This window comes from Tropicimonas sp. IMCC6043 (assembly GCF_004146235.1).
Classification (GTDB): domain Bacteria; phylum Pseudomonadota; class Alphaproteobacteria; order Rhodobacterales; family Rhodobacteraceae; genus Tropicimonas.
This window is the reverse complement of record NZ_SELO01000001.1, coordinates 352,227-371,533: the sequence shown is the minus strand read 5'-3', so window position 1 is coordinate 371,533 and position 19,307 is coordinate 352,227. Positions and strand designations below refer to the sequence as shown.

Below are 19,307 nucleotides of genomic sequence, written 5' to 3'. Positions count from 1 at the left end.
CCCTAGAGTCCCAGAACCTGTCTGGCCAGGATGCTGCGCTGGATCTCGTTGCTGCCGCCATAGATCGAGAGCTTTCGCCAGTTCAGGAACTGGAAGACCACCGCCTCGAACGGCGCCTGGCCCTGTCCGCTTTCGCGGTCGGGCAGCGCGTCGGCGCCGGCGATCTCCAGCGCCAGCTCGGTCAGTGCCTGCTGGATCTCCGTGCCGCGGATCTTCAGAAGCGAGGTCTCTGCGCCAAGTTGCGTTCCGCGCTCGGAGGCCGCGAGCAGGCGCATGGTTGTGGATTCCACCGCCATGATGTCGATGCCAATCTCGGTCAGGCGTTTGCGGATCGTCGGGTCATCGCCGCGGCCGGACGCGGTGGCCATCTCCTCGAGACGGCCGAGGAGGTGCTTCGACCGCCCGATCCCGCCAATGCCGAGCCGTTCATGTTCCAGCAGCGCCTTGGCATAGGTCCAGCCTTGGTTGACCTCTCCGACGACCAGATCGTCTGGAACGAAGACATCCTCGAGAAAGATCTCGTTGACCTCCTCCGTGCCGTCCATCAACCGGATCGGACGGCGCGTCAGCCCCGGTGACGCCATGTCGATCAGCATCATCGAGATGCCACGCTGCTTCTTTACCTCGGGGTCGGTGCGCACGAGGCAGAAGATCCAGTTGGCGTATTGCGCATAGGTGGTCCAGGTCTTGGTGCCGTTCACCTTCCATCCGCCGTCGACGCGCACCGCACGGGTGCGCAGCGAGGCGAGATCCGATCCGGCGCCCGGCTCGGAGAACCCCTGACACCACCAGTCCTCGCCCGAGAGGATCCGAGGCAGGAACCGGGCCTGTTGCGCTGGCGTTCCGAAGCGCATCAGGATCGGCCCGATCATCTTGAACCCGAAGCCGGGCAGGGGCGGCGTGTGCAGGCGGAAGAACTCCTCGTCCGCGATCAGCCGTTGCCGGGCGGTCCAACCGGGACCGCCATGCTCTGCGGGCCAGGCGGGTGCGACCCAGCCCTTCGCGTGCAGGCTGCGCTGCCAGGTCAGGAAATCCTCGCGCTGGAGCGGCATTCCGAGGGACACCTTGCGGCGAGTCTCCGGTTCGAGATGGGTCGCGACGAAATCCCGGATTTCCTCGCGGAAGGCCATGTCTTCGGGGGCGACGAGCAGGTCGGTCATCTGTCTGCCTCTGTGGTGACGATCAAGCCGTCGACGGCGACACAGCCCGAGCCCTCGGGCAGCACGATCACCGGGTTGATGTCGATGCTCTGCACGGCATCCGCGTGGTCGAGAGCGAAATCCGAGAGGCGCAGGATCGCGGTTTCGAGCGCCGCGCGGTCGGCGCGCGGGGCGCCGCGGAAGCCGTCGAGAAGCCGGCCGAGCCGGGTCTCGTCGATCATCTGCCGTGCGTCCTCGGTGGTGAGCGGCGCCCGGCGCAGGGCGACGTCTTCGAGCAGTTCGGTCATCACACCGCCGACACCCACAAGGATCATCGGGCCGAAATCCGGGTCGTTCTGCATGCCCAGGATCGCTTCGACTCCGCCACGCACCATCTGCTGGACTAGGCAGGGCGCGGGCGCGCCGTCGAGCGTGTGGCCCTTCAGCCGTGACGCGAGATCGGCGAAGGCGGCTTCGATCTCGGCGGTGGTCGAGAGGCCCAGACGCACCAGCCCGGCATCGCTCTTGTGCTCCAGCCCGTCGGCCAGCCCCTTGAGCACGACCGGGTAGCCGATCCGGTCTGCTGCCGACAGAGCCTCGTCCGGGCTATGCACGATCTGGTCCTCGACCATCGGAAGCCCGTAGGCTGCAAGCGCCGCCTTGGCGCGATGCTCTGCGAGGCTGCGACCGCCCTGCGCCAGCATGGCCGCCACGGCGGATCGCGCCTCCGGGGATGCGGCGGGCTCATGCGCGGCCGGCGCGCTCGGCGCCGACCTGCGGCGGGCATGGTAGTCGAGGAACCGTTTCAGGGCCTGAAGCGCCGGTTGCGGTCCGCGATAGACCGGCAGGGTCCGGTCGCGGATCAGGTCTTCGTATCCCGGCTCCACGACCTTGCCACCGTCATAGATTACGACGATCGGCTTCGTCGCCGTGCGGGACAATTCGAGCAGCGGCTGGATCAGGCGATCTCGCCAAGCCTCGCGCACCTGGTGGATGAAGACCATGAGCACATCTGTATTCGCGTCCTCCAGCACGATCCGCAGGGCCGCGGGCCAGCGCTCGGGGTGGTTCATCACGTTGCCCGAAAGGTCGAGCGGGTTGTGCGGCGGGGTGAAGTCCAGGAGCGGCTTCAGCGCCGCGACGGTCTCCTCGGTGAAATCGGCAATCGGTATTCCCAGCACCTCGGCCTGATCGGCGACGACGCCGCTCCATCCCCCCGAGAACGTGACCACCGACAACCGGTTGCCGCGTGGCGCGGGGCATTTCTCGAACAGGGCGGCGACATCGGCCAGCTCCAGCGGGTCGTTCACCGAGACGATATTGTGCTGGCGGAAGACGGCATCATAGGTCCGGAAGGCGCCTGCCATCTTGCCGGTATGCGCCAGGGCGGTCGCGGCCGCCTTGGCACTCCGCCCGAGCTTGAGCACGATCAGCGGCTTGCCGAGCTGTTGCGCCCGTTCCGCCACGGCGAGGAACCGCAACGGTGTGCGCAGGCCCTCAAGTGCAATGGCAACCGAGGCGATTTCGGGATCCTGCAGCGCATACCCGGCGTAATCGGCGGCCTCCACGTTGAGTTCGTTTCCGGCGGAGACGAGGTAGCGCAGATGCACGCCCTGGTCATGGGCGCGCGCCAGCAGCACCATCATCAACTGCCCGCTCTGAGAGACGAGCGCGGTGCGGCCGGGCGAGAGATCGTCCGGGAAGGTCGCCGCCGTCAGCCCCATGAAGCCGCTCGCGAGATTCGCCAGACCGAGGCAGTTGGGGCCGCAGACGGCTATGCCATTGCGATTTGCCACCTCGCGTAGTTCGGCCTCGGCATCGCGCCCGTCTTCGCCGGTCTCGGAAAAGCCCGCGGCGAGGATGACGGCGCCGCGCACGCCCTTCTGGCCGCATTCGTCGAGGATGCCGGGCAGGGCGCCGCGTGGCACGAACATCAGCGCCGCATCGACCTCACCGGGGATGGCCGAGATCGACGGGTAGCAGGGCAGGTCGTTCAACCGGTCGTATTTCGGGTTCACCGGGTAGATCTTGCCTTTGAACCCAAGCCGCCGGAGCACGGGCATGGCCATGCCGCTCCAGCCGTCGCTTCGCGCGCTGGCCCCGACGATGGCGACGCTCTGCGGGTTCATCAGCCCGGCAAGACGGTCCGCCAGTGCAAATTGCGACGGATCTTCGCTTTCGGCCGGCGTCCCTGCCGGTTTGATGGCCGTTTCGGCGGTCATGGTTGTCCTCCCCAGACGCGTTTCGGGGACTATCCGGGAAAGCGGCCGCGTCGTCAATAATGCAAACTGAAATTTCGCAATGCGAAATGTCCAAAAAGACTAAGGGCCGGCCGGAGCCGGAAGATTCTGAAACTTCGGGCGCGAGGAGGGCGTTGGGGTGGAGGCGGATCAGCCGAGGTAGAGGCGCCGCATCTGGGTCTCGATCGACCGGGCGGTGCTCAGGAGTGCCGGGGCGAATTCACTCTCCGCCCGATCGACGGTCAGAACGGAAGACAGTCCCGAGACCGAGAGCAGCAACGGGTCGCCGTCACCGGAAAGCCGGATCGCCGTGGCGATGGCGTTGAGTTCCGGTCGCCAGTTGCCGAAGGATGACGTGTAGCCGCGCGCGGCAAAATCGGCGATGGCACGCGCGACATGATCCCCTTGAGCGTCCCAAAGGGTCGGGTCGGAAGCCTTCAGGCGGGCGATCACCGTGTCGCGCCGACGCTCCGGAAGGCTCGCAAGATAGGCGCGGCCGATCGCCGTCGGTGCGATCGGAAGCAGGGCGCCAACATCCAGGTTGAGCACGATGGCCTCCGGCCGGCGTGCCATTTCGACATAGCGGACGTGATCGTTGCTGGGGATTCCGAGCGATACCGAGACGTCCGCCAGCTCCGAGAGGGCCACCATGCCGGGGCGGGCGATGTCGCGTATCCCGGTGGCGGCAAAGGCGGACTGGCTGAGTTCGAGGACGCGGGGCGCGAGGCTGTAGCGTGCCAGCCGCTCGTGATAGGCGAGGTAATTCAATTTCCGCAGCGTGTAGGTCAGGCGCGAGACGGTCGGGCGAGGAAGGCAGGTGCGCTCGGCGATCTCCTGGTTGCTCAGCGTGCGGTCTTCGGGACGGAACGCGGCGAGAATGCTCAAGCCCCGCGCCAAAGCCGTCACAAACTGGCGGTCTCCCGATCCGTCCGCTGCGTCATCGTTCACGTCGCGTCCCCTTGTCCTGGCCCTTCCGTGTCGCGCAGGGCCGAATGGGCTCCCATAGAAAGCCGAAGGGTGCATTGCAACTGCCCTTCGTCGTTCCGGCCGGCCAGAGCCTCGATGGTCGGGCACAATCCTGTTGCCGCGCGGCGATTGCATCGATAGATTTATTTGGAATAGCATTTCGCAATACAAAATTCAATCGAATCTCGACGCAGTGTCCCGTGGGAGAATGGAGGAGAGATGCATATCACGATGACGGAGGGCGTTGACGGCATTGCCGGCCGCCGCCGCACGGACCGGCAGGGGGCACGCTGATGGCCGGGGACATCGGCGAAATCGGGCCCGACGCCCGGTTCCAGGAACTGGTCGCCGACGGGCGGCTCTGGCTTCAGCACTGCCTCGAATGCGACGCGGCGATCTTTCATCCGCGCATCCTGTGCCCGAGTTGTGGCGCGCCCGATCTCGTCTGGCGCCCGGCCTCCGGGCGCGGCCGGATCTATTCGCGGGCGGTGCTGCACAAAAAGCCGAAGGATGGCGCGACCGAGCCGGTGAGACACGCGTTGGTGCTGGTCGATCTCGAGGAAGGTCCGCGCATGATGAGCCGTCTGCCCGAGCTTGCGGCGGAAGATATCGAGATCGGTATGGCGGTCCGGGCGCGGATTGACTGGGCGCCAGGCGCCCGGTTTGTCGTATTCGAGCCGGGGGAGGCAGGAGAATGACCGGATTGAGAGGCGGGGCCGCGATCGTCGGTGTCGGCACGGCGGGGCTCGGCGAGGCCCCCGGCTTCACCGCGATGGATATTCAGGCGCTCGCCGTGCGCGCGTCGCTGGACGAGGCCGGGCTGTCCCTGTCCGATGTGGACGGTCTGTTCTGCGCCAACATGAGCCACACCTTCCCGGCGATCACGACGCTGGAATATCTGGGCCTGAAACCGCGTTGGATCGACGGCACCAATACCGGAGGGTCGAGCTTCGTGGCCCATGCGCTTTCCGCGACCATGGCGTTGCAGGCCGGGCTCTGCGACGTGGCGCTGATCTGTTACGGTGCGACGCAGCGGTCCGGCGCCGGGCGCATGGTGCCCGCGGCCGAGCAGCCGACCTACGAGATCCCGCATCAGCCGCGCTACCCGATGACTGCCTATGCCATGGCGGCCGCCCGCCACATGGCGGAGTTCGGCACCACGCGCGAGCAACTGGCCGAAGTGGCCGTGGCGGCACGCCGATGGGCGCAGTCCAACCCGGATGCCTTCGAGCGCGGACCGCTCACCATTGAGGACGTCCTGGCCTCGCGAATGGTCATGGAGCCCCTGACCCTCCGCGATTGCTGCCTTTTGACCGATGGCGCCGGCGCCGTGGTGATGACACGCCCGGACCGGGCAAAGGACCTGGCCCAGACACCGGTCTATTTTCTCGGTGGCGGTGTGGCTTCCTACAACCGCGCGGTGTCGGAGATGCCCGACCTCACCACGACGGCGGCGCGGGACTCCGGCGCCCGCGCCTTTGCCATGGCCGGGATGGCACCAAGCGATGTGGATGTGCTGCAGCTCTACGACGCGTTCACGATCAACGTGATCCTGTTCCTGGAGGATATTGGCTTCTGTCCGAAGGGCGAGGGCGGTCGTTTCGTCGAGAATGGCCATATCGCGCCTGGCGGCGGATTGCCGGTCAACACCAATGGCGGCGGCCTGTCCTTCACCCATCCCGGCATGTACGGGGTCTTCACGCTGATCGAGGCCGCACGGCAATTGCGGGGAACGGCCGGCGCGCGGCAGGTTCCGGGTGCGACAACGGCGCTTTGCCACGGCAACGGGATTACCCTGTCTCATCAGGCGACCGCTCTCTTCGGCACGGCCGACGCGCTCTAATCCCACCATTTCCGAAGGAAGACGACATGACCGATCTGGTTGAAACCGAAACACGCGGCAGCCTCGGGCTGATCCGGCTCAACCGCCCCCCGGTGAACGCTCTCGGGCAGGCGCTGCGCGAGGCGGTGCTCGGGGCATATCACGCGTTCGAGGGAGATCCGGCGATCCGGGCCATCGTCCTGACCGGGTCCGGGCGGTTCTTTTCCGCGGGCGCGGACATTACCGAGTTCGAGGGCGGACGGCGTCACCCCTATCTCACCGAGCTGATCGCCGGGCTCGAGGCGGGCACGAAGCCGGTCGCCGTGATCGCCAACGGCATCGCCTATGGCGGTGGGTTCGAACTGATCCTGGGCTGCGACTATCTCTATGTGCTGCCGCAGGCCAGGCTGGCCTTTCCGGAGATCAAGCTTGGCAACATTCCCGGCGCCGGCGGCACCCAGAAGCTGCCGCGCCTGATCGGCGGGCCGCGGGCGCTGGACCTGATCCTGACCGGCAGGCCGATCACGGCCGAAGAGGCGCTGGAGCTGGGGATCGCGACGCATCTTGCCCCCGATTTCGAAGCGGCGATTGCGCATATTGCCGGGAAAGTCGCCGCCGGTCTGCCGCGTCGGCGTGTACGCGACCTGTCCGTCCCGGGGGAGGTGGCCGAGCTGGAGCAGGCGGCCGAGCCCTATCTGCGCAAGTCCCGCGGCGCGCTGGCAACGGCAAAGGGCGTCGAGGGCGTGCGCATGGCCTATTCGACGCCGATTGACGAGGGGCTGGCCTGGGAACAGGAAACTTTTGCCGCGCTCAATGCCTCGCCCGAATCCAAAGCGCAGCGCCATGTCTTTTTCGCCGAACGCGAGGCGCGAAAGGTGCGCGGCCTGCCGGCGGACACGCCAAAACGGCCGATCGCCAAGGCCGGCGTCGTCGGCGCCGGAACGATGGGGGCCGGCATCGCGATGTGCTTCGCCAATGCCGGTATTCCGGTCACGATCGTCGAGCAAAACCGGGAGCGGCTCGACAAGGGGCTTGCCGGAATGCGCCGCACTTGGGAGTCCGCTGTCGAAAGGGGGCGGATATCGGCCGAAGAGGCCGCGGCGCGACTGGCGCGGCTGACCGGGGCGGTCGATCTCGCTTCGCTGTCGGATGCCGATATCGTGGTCGAAGCGGTCTTCGAGGCGATGGATGTCAAGCGACAGGTCTTTGCAGCGCTGGACGGGGTGTGCAAGCCGGGGGCTATTCTGGCGACGAACACTTCGACGCTCGACGTGAACAGGATCGCCGAGGCGACATCGCGGCCGGAGGACGTGATCGGACTGCATTTCTTCAGCCCCGCGCATGTCATGAAACTTCTGGAGGTGGTGCGTGCCGACCGGACCGCGCCGGAGGTCATCGCCACCGGGATGGATCTCGGACAAAAGCTCGGAAAGGTTCCGGTGCTGGTCGGTGTCTGTGACGGGTTCGCCGGAAACCGGATGTTCATCAATTTCAACCGCGAGGCCCAGCTCCTGATCGAAACCGGCGCGCTGCCCTGGCAGGTCGACCGGGTCCTGACGGATTGGGGCCTGGCCATGGGGCCACTCGCGGTGATGGACCTGGCGGGGCTCGACATCGGCTACGCGATCCGCAAGGAGCGGGCGGCCACCCGGAAACCAACCGACCCCTATCCCTTCACCGCCGCCGACCGGCTCGCCGAGGCCGGACGTCTCGGTCAGAAGACCGGGCGCGGCTGGTATCTCTATCCCGATGGTGCACGGCGCGGTGTGCCGGACCCGGAGGTGGAGGCGCTGATCGAGCAGGTGTCCGAAGAGAAGGGGATTGTCCGGCGCCCGGTATCCGACGAGGAGATCCTGCACCGTTGCCTCTGGCAACTGGTCAACACCGGCTGCCAGATCCTGGAAGAGGGGATTGCGCAGCGCGCGAGCGATCTCGATGTGATCTTTGTCAACGGCTACGGCTTCCCGCGAACCCGGGGCGGGCCGATGTTCTTTGCCGAGCAGACCGGGCTCGCGAAGGTCGCCGCGGATGTCGCGCGATACCATGCCGAGATCGGCGATCACTGGCGCCCTTCCGATCTGTTGCTCGGGGCGGCAGGCAAGGGCAGGGGGCTCGACGCGACCGCCTGACCCGCACCCTTCGGATCATGCAGAAAGGCCGCCAAGACTGGCGGCCTTTTTTCGTGCATTGTGCGACGCGTTAGAACGTAGGCCCGGACCCGGCTCCGGGACGCCGGGACCCGTCAGGCGAAGCCGAAGAGTCTCGGGAAATACATGGTGAAGAAGGGCACATAGGTCACCAGCATCAGAACCACGATCTCCGCAAGGATGAAGGGCAGGATCGCCCGGCTCAGAGACGAGAGTGGCACGCTCGATATCCCGCATGCGGCGAAGAGCACCAGGCCAAAGGGTGGGGTGGCCAACCCGATCGTCAGGTTGGTGCAGGTGATCAGGCCGAAATGGATCGGGTCGACGCCGTATTGATAGGCGATCGGCGCAATCAGCGGGCCAAGGACGATGATCGCGAAGCCCATGTCGAGGAACATCCCGATGATCAGGAACAGGATGTTCACGAGCAGCAGGAACAGATACTTGTTCTCGGTCAGCGTCACGAAGACCAGCGTGATATGGTCGACGAGATTGTAGTAGCTCACGAGCCAGCTGAAGGACTTGGCACAGGCCAGCAGGAAGAGGATCATCGCCGTCGATTGAACGGTGTGCTTCAGGATCGGTCCGATATCCGAGAGCTTCAGCGTGCGGTAGAAAATGAAGCCGACGAAGAGGCCGTACATGACGGCCACGGCCGAGGCCTGGGTCGGGCTGAAGAAACCGCCCAGGATGCCGCCCATGATGATCACCGGCAGGAGCAGCGCGGGAATGCCACGGATGATCGCCAGGGCGAGGGCGGCGAAGCCGACGAAGGGCGATCTTTCCCCGAACCCCTTCCGGACCGCGACGATATAGGCCGTCACCATCAGGGAAATCGCAATCAGGAGACCCGGAAGCATCCCGGCGAGGAACAGGCCGGCGATGGAGACGTTCATCACCGAGGCGTAGATCAGCATCGGGATGCTCGGCGGGATGATCGGGCCGATCACCGAGCTCGAGGCCGTAACGGCGGCGCTGTATTCCTCCGAATAGCCGTTCTTCTTCATCGCGGGGATCATGATCCCGCCGACCGCGACCGTGTCCGAGACGGCCGAGCCGGTGATGCCGGCGAAGAACATGCTTGCGACGATGTTGGTATGGGCGAGCCCGCCGCGGATCCAGCCCACCAGAGCGGATGACAACTCCATCAGCTTGTCGGTGATCCGGGCGCGGTTCATGATCTCGCCGGTCATGATGAAGAACGGCACGGCGAGCATCAGCAGGTTCTCCGAACTCGAGAACATCCGCTGCGGGATCTGCATGAAGAGCCGGGGGTCGCCGATCTGCATGTAGACGAAGATCGTCGTCAGTACGAGGCAGAAGGCGATTGGCACGCCGAGGACGAGCAGAGGAACGAAGCTGCCGAAAATGATCCCGACCATGCGTCAGTCTCCCGATGTATGAGTTTGGGGTGGTTCGGAGGCGGATCGATCAGCGCCGGTGCGCGGCGCCTCCTTGCGCGGGTCGGGCAGGGCCGCGCCGAGGCTGAAAAGGCCCAGAAGAAGGCCGCCGACGGGAACGGAGAGGTAATACCAGAAGAGATTGATGCTCAGGTAAAGCGACGTCTGCGACCGGCCGACGAATTTCGCCAGCTGGTAGCCGTAGATCACCATCACCGCGGCGACGACCAGGGCCAGGGCGGCGTAGACGACGTGCAGAACCGACCGGTATTTGGGGCGGAGGCCGAGATACAGGATGTCGACGCCGATATGCCCGCCGCGCCGGGAAATGACTCCGGCGCCGACGAAGATCGACCAGGCGAACAGGAGGTTGTTGATCTCCTCCACCCAGACGAGGGAACTGCCTGTGACCTGCTCGACGATGATGCCGTTGGCGGTGTTCAGAAACAGCAGCCCGGTCAGGATCATCGCGACAAGGAAGCCGCCCTTCTCGAGCCAATCCAGAAGGGACTGGTAGACTATGGTGACCGATTTCATGCGTGCGCTTCTCGTTCTCGGAGCCTGTCCGGCTGCCATCGGGAAGGGAACGGAGCGAAGGCCGGTGTGGCCTCGCCCCGTTCGGGACCGCGAGCCGTGTCGGCGCCCGGTCCCGTTACACAGATGTTCGAGGCAGCGGCACGTTCCGTCAAGCCGTCACGGCCGGACGTACCGCGCAAGCGGCCGGTTCAGGACTGCTCTTCGACCTCGGCGGTTGCGGCCATGATCCGGTCGACCCATTCCTGGCCTTTTCCGTCCGGAATCTTCTTCTCGATGATGTCGATATAGGCCGGCTGCCCGAGCTCCTTGAATTCGGCGATCTCGGCTGCGGTCGGGTAGTAGAAGACCGCACCTTCGGCCTCCATCGCCGCTTCGACGACGAGCGAGCTGACCAGCGAATGTGCGTTCGCGACCCGCTCGTAGAGATCCCCGGCCTGCAACACAAGCATCTGGTGTTCCGGCGAGAGCGACTGGAAGAACTCCTCGTTGATCATGATCGGATGCATGTTGTAGCTGTGCCGGGTCATGGTGACGTAGGGGTTCACCTCGTAGAGCTTCTTCGAATACATCGAGTAGAGTTCGGTATCGTGCCCTTCGGCCATGCCGGTCTGCAGCGAGGTGTAGAGTTCGGCCCAGGTGATCGTGACCGTGTTTGCACCCCAGGCCCGGAACATCGCGAGCAGGCCCGGGTTCTCGGGTACCCGCATCTTCATGCCCTTGAGGTCGGCAACGCTCTTGATCGGTGTCTCGCTGTAGATCTGGCGGAAGCCGGCGCCGTCGCCCCAGCCCAGAACCCGAAGGCCCGTGCGTTCGAGGAAGAGGTCCGCCAGATCGTCGCCGACAGGACCTTCCATGACTTTCCACGCCGTCAGGTCATTCGGAAAGACATAGGGGATCTGGGTGATCGCGATTTCGGGCATGAAGGGCACCATGATCGACGTGTAGCCGCCGACCATCTGGATCGCGCCGGTCTGGGCGGACTCGATCATCGTCCGGGCATTGCCGAGGGCGCCGTCGGGATGCAGTTCGACCTGGATCGCGCCGTCCGAGCCGTTCTCCACATGATCCTTGAAGGCCGCCATGCCGGCGGAACGGCTGGCGCCGGGGAGACGGATTTCCCCCTCGGAACTGTATCCGACCTTGATGACGATCGGCTCGGCGAAGGCCGCGCCGACCGTCGCGGTGATCGCCAGGCCGACTCCGGCCATGGTGGTTGCGAGCTTGTTCATGATGTCCTCCCTTTGGGTCCTCTTGTCTCAGATTCCTGGCACCTTGTGCCTGTCTACCCCTCTCGGCGGGGGCGCGCCTCCCATTTATGAAACGCTATTTCAAAAATGATGAAGTGTCGAGATGTTTCTGCCTTCCTGCGCCTCCGCTAGAGTGTCATGCCGCCGTCGACGACGAGCACATGCCCGGTCACCATGCTGGCGCCGGCACAGAGGAATAGAACCGCTTCGGCGATGTCTTCGGGATCGGAGCGACGCTTCAGAACCGCGAGATCGCGTGCCCATTGCTTGCGCTCCTCGGGCCAGTTCTCGGTCCACGGCGTCTTGGTCTGGCCCGGCGCCACGGCATTGACGCGGACCTCCGGCGCGAGGCCGCGGGCGAGGCTCCGGGTCAGGCTGACCAGCGCGGATTTGCTGGCGGCATAGGCGATCGAACTGCCCTGCTGCCCGATTCCGGCGATCGACGTCATGTTCACCACGGCGCCGCGCGCTGCCTTGAGGGCGTCCGAAGCGGCATGCGCGCAGCGAAATGCGCCGATCAGGTTGGTGTTGAGCAGAAGTTGCCAGAACTCCTCGGTCATCCGGTCCAGTTCGCTCGGCGGGATCTTGTCCCGCGTGCCCGAGACCCCGGCATTGTTGACCAGGTAATCCAGCCCGCCCATGGACGCGATCGCGGTCTCCACCATCTCCTCGGCATTGCCGGGGATCGCGACATTGCCCGGCGCTTCGGTCACGTCGAGGCCGCGGCCGCGAAGCTCCGCCACGCGGTCCGGCCCGGCCGGATCGTCCTCGAGATGGTTCAGCGCGACGGTCGCGCCCATCTCCGCCAGCATCGTCACCGTGGCAAGGCCGATGCCCGAGGCGCCTCCCGTCACGAGCGCCCGGCGGCCTTTCAGATCAGCCGTGATCACGCGGCTCTCCTTCCGTTATCTTTGCAAGTTCAGATTTCAGCCGCAGCAGCTGTAGGTCGCGCTCCCGGCAGAGGGCTTCGGTGCTCTGGCCGTGGTAGTCGAAGAACCCGGCACCGGTTCGGATTCCGCATCGTCCTTCCCCGATCAGCCGGTCAAGCACCGGGCTATCGCCGGTATTGGCGGAGGGCTGATACATGCGGCTCGCGATGCCGTTGCGCACCATTTCGAGCCCGGTGTAATCGAGCTTGCGCATATGGCCCTGCACCGCCAGCCGGTGGGCAAGGCCATGGCGCACCGAAAGGTCGATCGCCGCGGCATCGGCCCATCCCTCCTCGATGATCCTCAGGCATTCGAGATTGAGCGCGGCCTGCAGTCGGTTGGCGATATATCCCGGCACCAGCCTGTCGAAGACCAGCGGCACCTTTCCCATGCCGGCATAGAGCCGACGCAGGGATTCGAGCGCCTCCGGCGTTGTGGACGGCCCGGGCGCGATATCGACAAGGTCGACCACGTAAGGCGGGGTGTACCAATGGGCTACGGCGGCGCGCGGCTGGCGCGCTTCGGGGAGCAGCGGAAAGATATCGAGATAGGAGGTGTTCGAGGCGATGATCGCGTCGGCCGGCGCGTGGGCATCGATGTCGGCGAAGACCGCGCGTTTGATCTCGGCCTTCTCCACAACTGCCTCGACCACCAGGTCGGCACCGGACACAGCGTCGGCCAGAACGGGCATGGTTTCGATGCGGGCCAGCACCGCGGCGACGTCGCCTTCGTCGAGGACATCCGCCGCGCAGAGCGTGGCGCAAGCGCCGGCGATCAACTCCGTCGCGCGCTGCAATGTCGGGAGATCGCGATCATGCAGGGCCACACGGCATCCGCCGAGCGCGTGCACGAGCGCCAAGGCATGGCCCATCGTTCCGGCGCCGATGACCGCCACAGTCCCGATCGTCATGCCGATTGTCCTCTCCCGGTCCTGTTCACCCACTGTCCCGCACCACCATCTCGACGTTCAGGGTCACGATCTCGCCGCTCCTGTCGGGGTCCTTCAGGCGCTTGAGAATGTGTTCCGCTACGGCCGTGCCGATCTCGCCGCGCGGCGGACGGACCGTGGTCAGCGGCGGGTTGGTGTTGCTCGCGATGTCGAGATCGCCATAGCCGACGAGCGCCAGGTCCTCCGGCACCCGGATGCCGCGCCGGTCGGCCTCGAAGAGCGCGCCGACGGCCAGCATGTCGCCCGAGAAGGCGATGGCGCGCAGGTCCGGAACCTCGGTCAATGCCTTGTCCAGTCCGAGCGCGCCACAGCCGAGCTCTCGCCCGTCGACAGAAATCAACGCCGCCTTGCCCCGGCCACCGGTCGCCTCGGCATGCGCCTCCAGAACGCCCCTGGCGCGGGCGGCGGCGCGCGGATCCTTGTCGGGGGTCGAGCAGACGACGGCGATCCGGTCATAGCCGGCCCGCGCCATGTGGCGCCCGGCGAACCGGCCGGCTTCGGTATTGCTGAACCCCACAAGCGCATCGAGCGGATGCCCGTCGAGGTCCCACATCTCGACCACGGGGCAGTCTGCCGCCGACAGGGCGGCAACGGTCTCGCGGCTGTGGTCGAGCCCCGTCACAACGATGGCGGCTGGATTCCAGCCGGCAAAGGCCGAGACGATCCGCGCCTCGCGCGCGAGGTCATAGCCGTGATGGCCGATCAGCAGCTGGAAGCCCTCCGCTTCCAGTGTCACCGTCATCCGCTCCAGCGTGGTCGCGAAGAAGGCGTTGGTCAGGCTCGGGACGATCACGCCGATCAGCGGCGAGTGCGCCCCGGCCAGGCTGCCGGCGATGCGGTTGGGCGCATAGCCGAGCCTCTGTGCTGCGGTTTCGATCCGGCCGCGCAGTTCCTGCGACACGGACTCGGGAAAACGCAGGGCGCGGGACACCGTGGCGAGCGACACGCCGGCAACCTGTGCGACATCGCTCATCCGCACCCGTCGCTTGGTTCCTGCTGCCATTGCCTCCCGATCTCCTCTGCGTGTTTCAAAGGAGGATAGCGCCGACTTTCCAACTTTGAAAGCGTTTTCAGAAAAATTGATATGCAATTCCAAAAGTAATAAAAACGTATTGCCTGTTGATGTATTTGCTGTCTATGGATGCATGTAAGCGCTTTCATTAGTGCCGACGCTGCGTCAATTTGGGAGGACAGGATCGCATGCCGTTCGAAGAGCCACAGGTCACGACCGGGGCCCGCTACATCGCCGAGAGCTTCGACGCCCTCGGCGTCAGCCACGTATTTTTCATGGACGCGATCCTGCGGCCGACCCTTGTCGAAATGGAAGAGCTCGGCATCGCCCGAATCCTTGCGCATTCGGAGAAGGCCGCTGCCTACATGGCCGATGGCTATGCGCGCGTCAGCGGCAAGGTCGGAGTCTGCATGGCGCAGTCGGTCGGGGCGGCCAACCTCGCCGCGGGCCTTCAGGATGCCTATCTGCACCGCGCGCCGGTCGTCGCCATTACCGGCCGCAAGGAAGCCGGTCTGCGCTATCGCAACGCCTATCAGGAAGTGCCGCATACGCCGCTCTTCGCGTCGGTGACCAAGGCCAGCATGGACGTGTCCGAGGTCGGAGAGCTGCCGGGCATGCTGGCTCAGGCATTCCGCATGGCGGCTGACGGCTCGCCGCGGCCGGTGCATCTCGATCTCAACGGGCTCGGCGGTGAAGTCATCGAGCGGGGGATGCTCACCGCGCCGCCTCTGCCGGAAGTCGCGCTCGGCGCGTTGCCGGTGCACCGGCCGCTGGCGCCGCCGGCAATGATCGACGCCGCCGCCGCCCGGCTTGCGGCGTCGAAGCGGCCGGTCATGGTCGTGGGGGCGGGCGCGATTCAGGCTGGGGCAGAGGAGGCCGTGCGCAGGTTCGCCGAATCCTGCCGTATTCCGGTTGCGACGTCGCTTGGCGGGCGCGGCATCGTGCCCACCACGCATCCGCTGCATATCGGTACCGTTGGAACCTATTCCGCGCCACCGGGCAACCGGCTGGTCAGCGAGGCGGATCTGGTGATCTTCATCGGCTGCCATGCCGGCGACCAGCCGACAAATGCCTACACCGTTCCCGCGCAGGGCACGGCGATCATCCAGATCGATCTCGACGGTTCGGAGATCGGCCGCAACTATCCCGGGGTGACCGGCGTTCAGGGGTGCCCCCGACAGGCCGTGACCGATCTGGCGGCGAGGGTGACGGCGGACCCGGACTGGGCCGGCTGGGCAGAGCATGCCGCGTCGGTCTTCGCGACGTGGCGCGACGAGATCGAGCCCTTCCGCCGGTCCGACGCCCGGCCGATCCGCGTCGAACGGCTCTGCCGCGAGATCTCCGAGGCACTGCCCGCCAACGGCGTGCTGGTTGCGGATACCGGGTATTCCGGCATCTGGACCGCGACGGTGCTCGACCTTCCAAGCCCCGACCAATCCTACCTGCGCGCGGCGGGGTCGCTCGGGTGGTCCTTCCCGGCCGCCCTCGGCGCGCAGCTTGGTGCTCCGGACCGTCCAACAGTCTGTTTTACCGGCGACGGTGCGTTCTACTACCACCTGCCGGAACTCGAGACCCAACGCCGGTGGCAGATCCCGCTGGTGACGGTGGTCAACAACAATTCCGGTTTCGGGCAGGGGGTCTACAAGGTGAAATCCTTCTACGAAGGCCGCAGCGGCTCGCCGGAGGAGATCAATCGTTTCGGGCCGACCGATTTCGCGGCGATCGCCCGCGATTTCGGCGTCGATGGGATCCGCATCGAGGACCCGGCCGACCTCGCACCGACCCTTGAACGCGCGATTGCAGCACGCAAGCCCGCGCTGATCGACGTGGTGACCGACATTGATCCCCGCGCGCCGGAGCCCTGGAACCCGGCCGCCTGACCCTGCGGCGCGGCCCAACCCGGGCCGCGCTCCGACGCGAACGGCCCGAGCCAATTTCCAGAGACCACTTTGCGGATCTCCAGGGCTTGACTCCGGCACGGCTGCCGATTCTTCATTCGGAAGATGAGAAATGCGGCGCAGTAATCTAATTTATATAAATAATCTTTTGGTGCGCTTCGGGGCAGGTCTCTCTGATTGACCTGACCAGGCGCTACGAGGGTCGCAGACGCTGCGCTCTCCTGCACGCGCCCGGCCTTCAGAGCCGGGCGCGGCGAAGTGTCAGGCGCGCTCTTGCGGCCGCATGTCGGCCGGGTCGATGCCGGCGACAGCGACAGGCTTCTTCATTGCGTCGCGACGGAAGGGCTCGCCGAGTTCCTGATTGATCAGTGCCTCGATCAGCGTGGTCTTGCCCGCCGCCTGATCCTCGAGCGCCTGCGTCAGCGCCATGGTCAGTTCGTCCATCGTGCGCGCCTGAACGCCCTGTAGCCCGCAGGCACGGGCGATCCCGGCATAGGAGACCCCTTCGTCGAGCTCGGTGCCGACGAAATTGTCGTCGTACCAGAGCGTGGAATTCCGCTTCTCGGCGCCCCACTGGTAGTTCCGGAACACCACCATGGTGATCGGCGGCCATTCCGACCGGCCAATGGCGGTGAGCTCGGTCACCGCGATGCCGAACGCCCCGTCGCCCGAGAAGCCCACGACCGGTGTCTCGGGGCAGGCGATCTTGGCGCCGACGATGGAGGGCAGGCCGTAGCCACAAGGCCCAAAGAGGCCGGGGGCGAGGTATTTCCGCCCCTGTTCGAAGGTCGGATAGGCATTGCCGATGGCACAGTTGTTGCCAATGTCGGAGGAGATGATCGCGTCCTGCGGCAAGGCCGCAGAGATCGCGCGCCATGCCATGCGGGGGCTCATCCATTCGGGCCTTGCGGCGCGCGCGCGCTCGTTCCAGGTCGTGCCCGGATCGTCCTCTTCGTGGTCCATCGAGGAGAGCTGCTGCGCCCATGCGGATTTGGTCTGCGCAATGGTGGCCTTGCGTTCCTCGCGCCCGGCGTCCCCGGCGGTGTCCGACAGGCCGGCAAGGATCGCGTGGGCGACCTTCTTCGCATCGCCGACAATCCCCACCGAGATCGGCTTGGTCAGGCCGATGCGGGCCGGGTTGATGTCCACCTGGATGAGCTTTGCATTCGTCGGCCAGTATTCGATGCCATAGCCGGGCAGGGTGGAGAACGGGTTCAGCCGCGTGCCGAGGGCGAGCACGACGTCGGCCTGCGCGATCAGTTCCATCGCCGCCCGGGAGCCGTTATAGCCGAGCGGCCCGGCGAAGAGCGGGTGCGCGCCCGGGAAGGCGTCATTGTGCTGGTAGCCGCAGCAGACCGGCGCCGTGAGCCGTTCGGCCAGCGCCATGGCGGCGGGAATGGCATCGCCCAGCACAACGCCGGCGCCGTTCAGGAGCACCGGGAACTTCGCGGTGTCGAGCAGCTCGATCGCGGCGCGGATTGCCGCGTCGCCGCCGCCAGGGCGTTCGAAATCGATGATCGGCGGGAGCTCGATATCGACGACCTGGGTGAAGAAGTCCCGCGGCACGTTGATCTGCGCCGGCGCCGAGGCGCGGCGCGAATTCTGGATCACGCGATTAAGCACTTCGGCCATGCGGGAAGGGTCGCGGACCTCTTCCTGATAGGCCACCATGTCCTTGAAGAGCGCCATCTGCTCCACTTCCTGAAAGCCGCCCTGGCCCAGGGTCTTGTTGGCGGCCTGCGGGGTAACGAGAAGCAGCGGAGTGTGGTTCCAGTAGGCGGTCTTCACCGCGGTCACGAAATTGGTGATGCCGGGGCCGTTCTGGGCGATCATCATCGACATCTTTCCGGAGGCGCGCGTGTAGCCGTCGGCCATCATGCCGCCGGACCCTTCGTGGGCGCAGTCCCAGAAGGTGATGCCCGCCTTGGGGAAAAGGTCGGAAATCGGCATGAAGGCCGACCCGATGATGCCGAAGGCATGCTCGATCCCATTGCGTTGCAGCACCTTCACAAAGGCTTCTTCCGTCGTCATCTTCATTGGAAAGCTCCTGTCATGTCATTGCGCCGCCGCGGCGGCAGAAGGCGAAATTTCCGGACCAGTCCGGTCACGAGCACATTCCCTGGCCGCCATTCACGTCAAGCAGTTGCCCGGTGATGAAACCGGACTCTCCGGACGCGAAGAACGAGACGGCGTGGGCCACGTCCCCGACCGTGCCGTGGCGGCGCACGGGGATCGATTCGAGAACCCTGGCCCGCTCCTCGGGCGTCTGCCGCTCGCTGAGCAGGCGCTCGACCCGCGGCGTCAGCGTCGCGCCCGGACACACCGCGTTGCAGGTAATCCCGTAGGGTCCGAATTCCTGCGCAAGTTGCAGGGTCATCGACTGGATCGCGCCCTTGGCCGCGACGTAGTTCGCGCCGGTGAAGAGGCTGCCATAACGCCCGGCCTTGGACCCGAGGTTGATGATCCTTCCGTAGCGGCGGTCGACCATTCCCGGCACGACCGCCCGGGTCAGGCGCACCGCCGCGGTCACGTTGAGGGTCATCACGCGCTCCCAGTCGTCGTCGGTTTCCTCGACGAAGGCGCGCGGGGTGTGCAGCGATCCGCCGGCATTGTTGACCAGGATGTCGAAGGCAAATCCAGCGGCATCGAGCCGGTCCAGCGCCGCCGCGATGTCGGTGGCATCACAGAGGTCCACCTGCTCGAAATGCACCCCCGCCATCTCGGGGCGGGCCGCCGAACGCTCGATCGCCTCGGCGCTCCGGTCGAGCACCGCGACGCGGGCACCCTCGGCGGCAAGCCGGGCGGCAATTGCCTCGCCAAGACCGTCCGCCGCGCCCGAGACAAGCGCCGTTTTTCCCTCAAGTTGGCTCATGTCGCGTTGTCCTCCCACGGCTGCCGCAGCATGTCTGTCCTCTTGGCGAAAGTTGTATATATCGGAATTAAATTCCACAATGCAAAATTATGGATGAGCCGCCGAAATCTTGAGCGCGCTGCGACAGATACCGGTAAACCTGACCGAAG

15 protein-coding genes are annotated in these 19,307 nt (G+C 65.8%); 4 read left to right on the top strand and 11 right to left on the bottom strand.

What is annotated here, in order from left to right; all coding sequences use genetic code 11:
• Positions 1-2: 2 nt before the first annotated feature.
• From EU800_RS01715 to EU800_RS01705, 3 genes are all read right to left on the bottom strand, one after another.
• Positions 3-1,160: an acyl-CoA dehydrogenase family protein gene (locus EU800_RS01715; protein ID WP_129627875.1), complete on the bottom strand. Its 1,158-nt coding sequence runs from the start codon at positions 1,158-1,160 to the stop codon at positions 3-5.
• A complete protein-coding gene (locus EU800_RS01710) occupies positions 1,157-3,361 on the bottom strand; it encodes an acetate--CoA ligase family protein (RefSeq protein ID WP_129627873.1) in 2,205 nt (734 codons plus the stop codon). Before EU800_RS01710 ends, EU800_RS01715 begins: the two co-directional genes overlap by 4 nt.
• A gap of 168 nt (positions 3,362-3,529) precedes the next feature.
• A complete protein-coding gene (locus EU800_RS01705; RefSeq protein WP_165354529.1) occupies positions 3,530-4,327 on the bottom strand; it encodes an IclR family transcriptional regulator in 798 nt (265 codons plus the stop codon).
• A 311-nt stretch (positions 4,328-4,638) separates the two neighbouring features.
• On the opposite strand from EU800_RS01705, the gene EU800_RS01700 reads away from it, so the two are divergent.
• The 3 genes from EU800_RS01700 to EU800_RS01690 are packed head-to-tail and all read left to right on the top strand — an operon-like array spanning position 4,639 to position 8,296.
• The gene (locus tag EU800_RS01700; RefSeq protein WP_129627869.1) at positions 4,639-5,043 is read left to right on the top strand and encodes a Zn-ribbon domain-containing OB-fold protein; all 405 of its coding nucleotides are present in this window, start codon (positions 4,639-4,641) and stop codon (positions 5,041-5,043) included.
• A complete protein-coding gene (locus tag EU800_RS01695; protein WP_129627867.1) occupies positions 5,040-6,188 on the top strand; it encodes an acetyl-CoA acetyltransferase in 1,149 nt (382 codons plus the stop codon). Before EU800_RS01700 ends, EU800_RS01695 begins: the two co-directional genes overlap by 4 nt.
• A gap of 26 nt (positions 6,189-6,214) precedes the next feature.
• Positions 6,215-8,296: a 3-hydroxyacyl-CoA dehydrogenase NAD-binding domain-containing protein gene (locus EU800_RS01690; protein WP_129627865.1), complete on the top strand. Its 2,082-nt coding sequence runs from the start codon at positions 6,215-6,217 to the stop codon at positions 8,294-8,296.
• Between the two features lie 113 nt (positions 8,297-8,409).
• Here the strand turns inward: EU800_RS01690 and EU800_RS01685 are convergent, their stop codons facing one another.
• From EU800_RS01685 to EU800_RS01660, 6 genes are all read right to left on the bottom strand, one after another.
• Positions 8,410-9,696 (bottom strand): TRAP transporter large permease, encoded by a 1,287-nt coding sequence (locus tag EU800_RS01685; protein WP_129627863.1) that lies wholly within the window; start codon positions 9,694-9,696, stop codon positions 8,410-8,412.
• A 3-nt stretch (positions 9,697-9,699) separates the two neighbouring features.
• A complete protein-coding gene (locus tag EU800_RS01680; protein WP_165354528.1) occupies positions 9,700-10,251 on the bottom strand; it encodes a TRAP transporter small permease in 552 nt (183 codons plus the stop codon).
• A 188-nt stretch (positions 10,252-10,439) separates the two neighbouring features.
• Positions 10,440-11,480, bottom strand: coding sequence for a TRAP transporter substrate-binding protein (locus EU800_RS01675; protein ID WP_129627859.1), 1,041 nt, complete (start codon positions 11,478-11,480; stop codon positions 10,440-10,442).
• A gap of 146 nt (positions 11,481-11,626) precedes the next feature.
• A complete protein-coding gene (locus EU800_RS01670) occupies positions 11,627-12,388 on the bottom strand; it encodes an SDR family NAD(P)-dependent oxidoreductase (RefSeq protein ID WP_129627857.1) in 762 nt (253 codons plus the stop codon).
• Complete coding sequence (locus EU800_RS01665) at positions 12,375-13,337, bottom strand: 3-hydroxyacyl-CoA dehydrogenase family protein (protein ID WP_207209828.1); 963 nt, start codon at positions 13,335-13,337, stop codon at positions 12,375-12,377. The genes EU800_RS01670 and EU800_RS01665 overlap by 14 nt, the downstream gene beginning before the upstream one ends.
• 25 nt (positions 13,338-13,362) lie before the next feature.
• Positions 13,363-14,379: a LacI family DNA-binding transcriptional regulator gene (locus EU800_RS01660; RefSeq protein ID WP_129627855.1), complete on the bottom strand. Its 1,017-nt coding sequence runs from the start codon at positions 14,377-14,379 to the stop codon at positions 13,363-13,365.
• Between the two features lie 197 nt (positions 14,380-14,576).
• Between EU800_RS01660 and EU800_RS01655 the strand changes: the two genes are divergently transcribed.
• Entirely contained in the window at positions 14,577-16,268 is a 1,692-nt protein-coding gene (locus tag EU800_RS01655; protein WP_129627853.1) for a thiamine pyrophosphate-binding protein, read from the top strand.
• Between the two features lie 279 nt (positions 16,269-16,547).
• Here the strand turns inward: EU800_RS01655 and xsc are convergent, their stop codons facing one another.
• Together xsc and EU800_RS01645 are read right to left on the bottom strand one after the other, a co-directional pair.
• Positions 16,548-18,323, bottom strand: a complete 1,776-nt coding sequence (xsc, locus tag EU800_RS01650; protein WP_129627851.1) for a sulfoacetaldehyde acetyltransferase — start codon at positions 18,321-18,323, stop codon at positions 16,548-16,550.
• A gap of 67 nt (positions 18,324-18,390) precedes the next feature.
• Positions 18,391-19,158, bottom strand: coding sequence for an SDR family NAD(P)-dependent oxidoreductase (locus tag EU800_RS01645; RefSeq protein ID WP_129627849.1), 768 nt, complete (start codon positions 19,156-19,158; stop codon positions 18,391-18,393).
• Between the last annotated feature and the right edge of the window lie 149 nt (positions 19,159-19,307).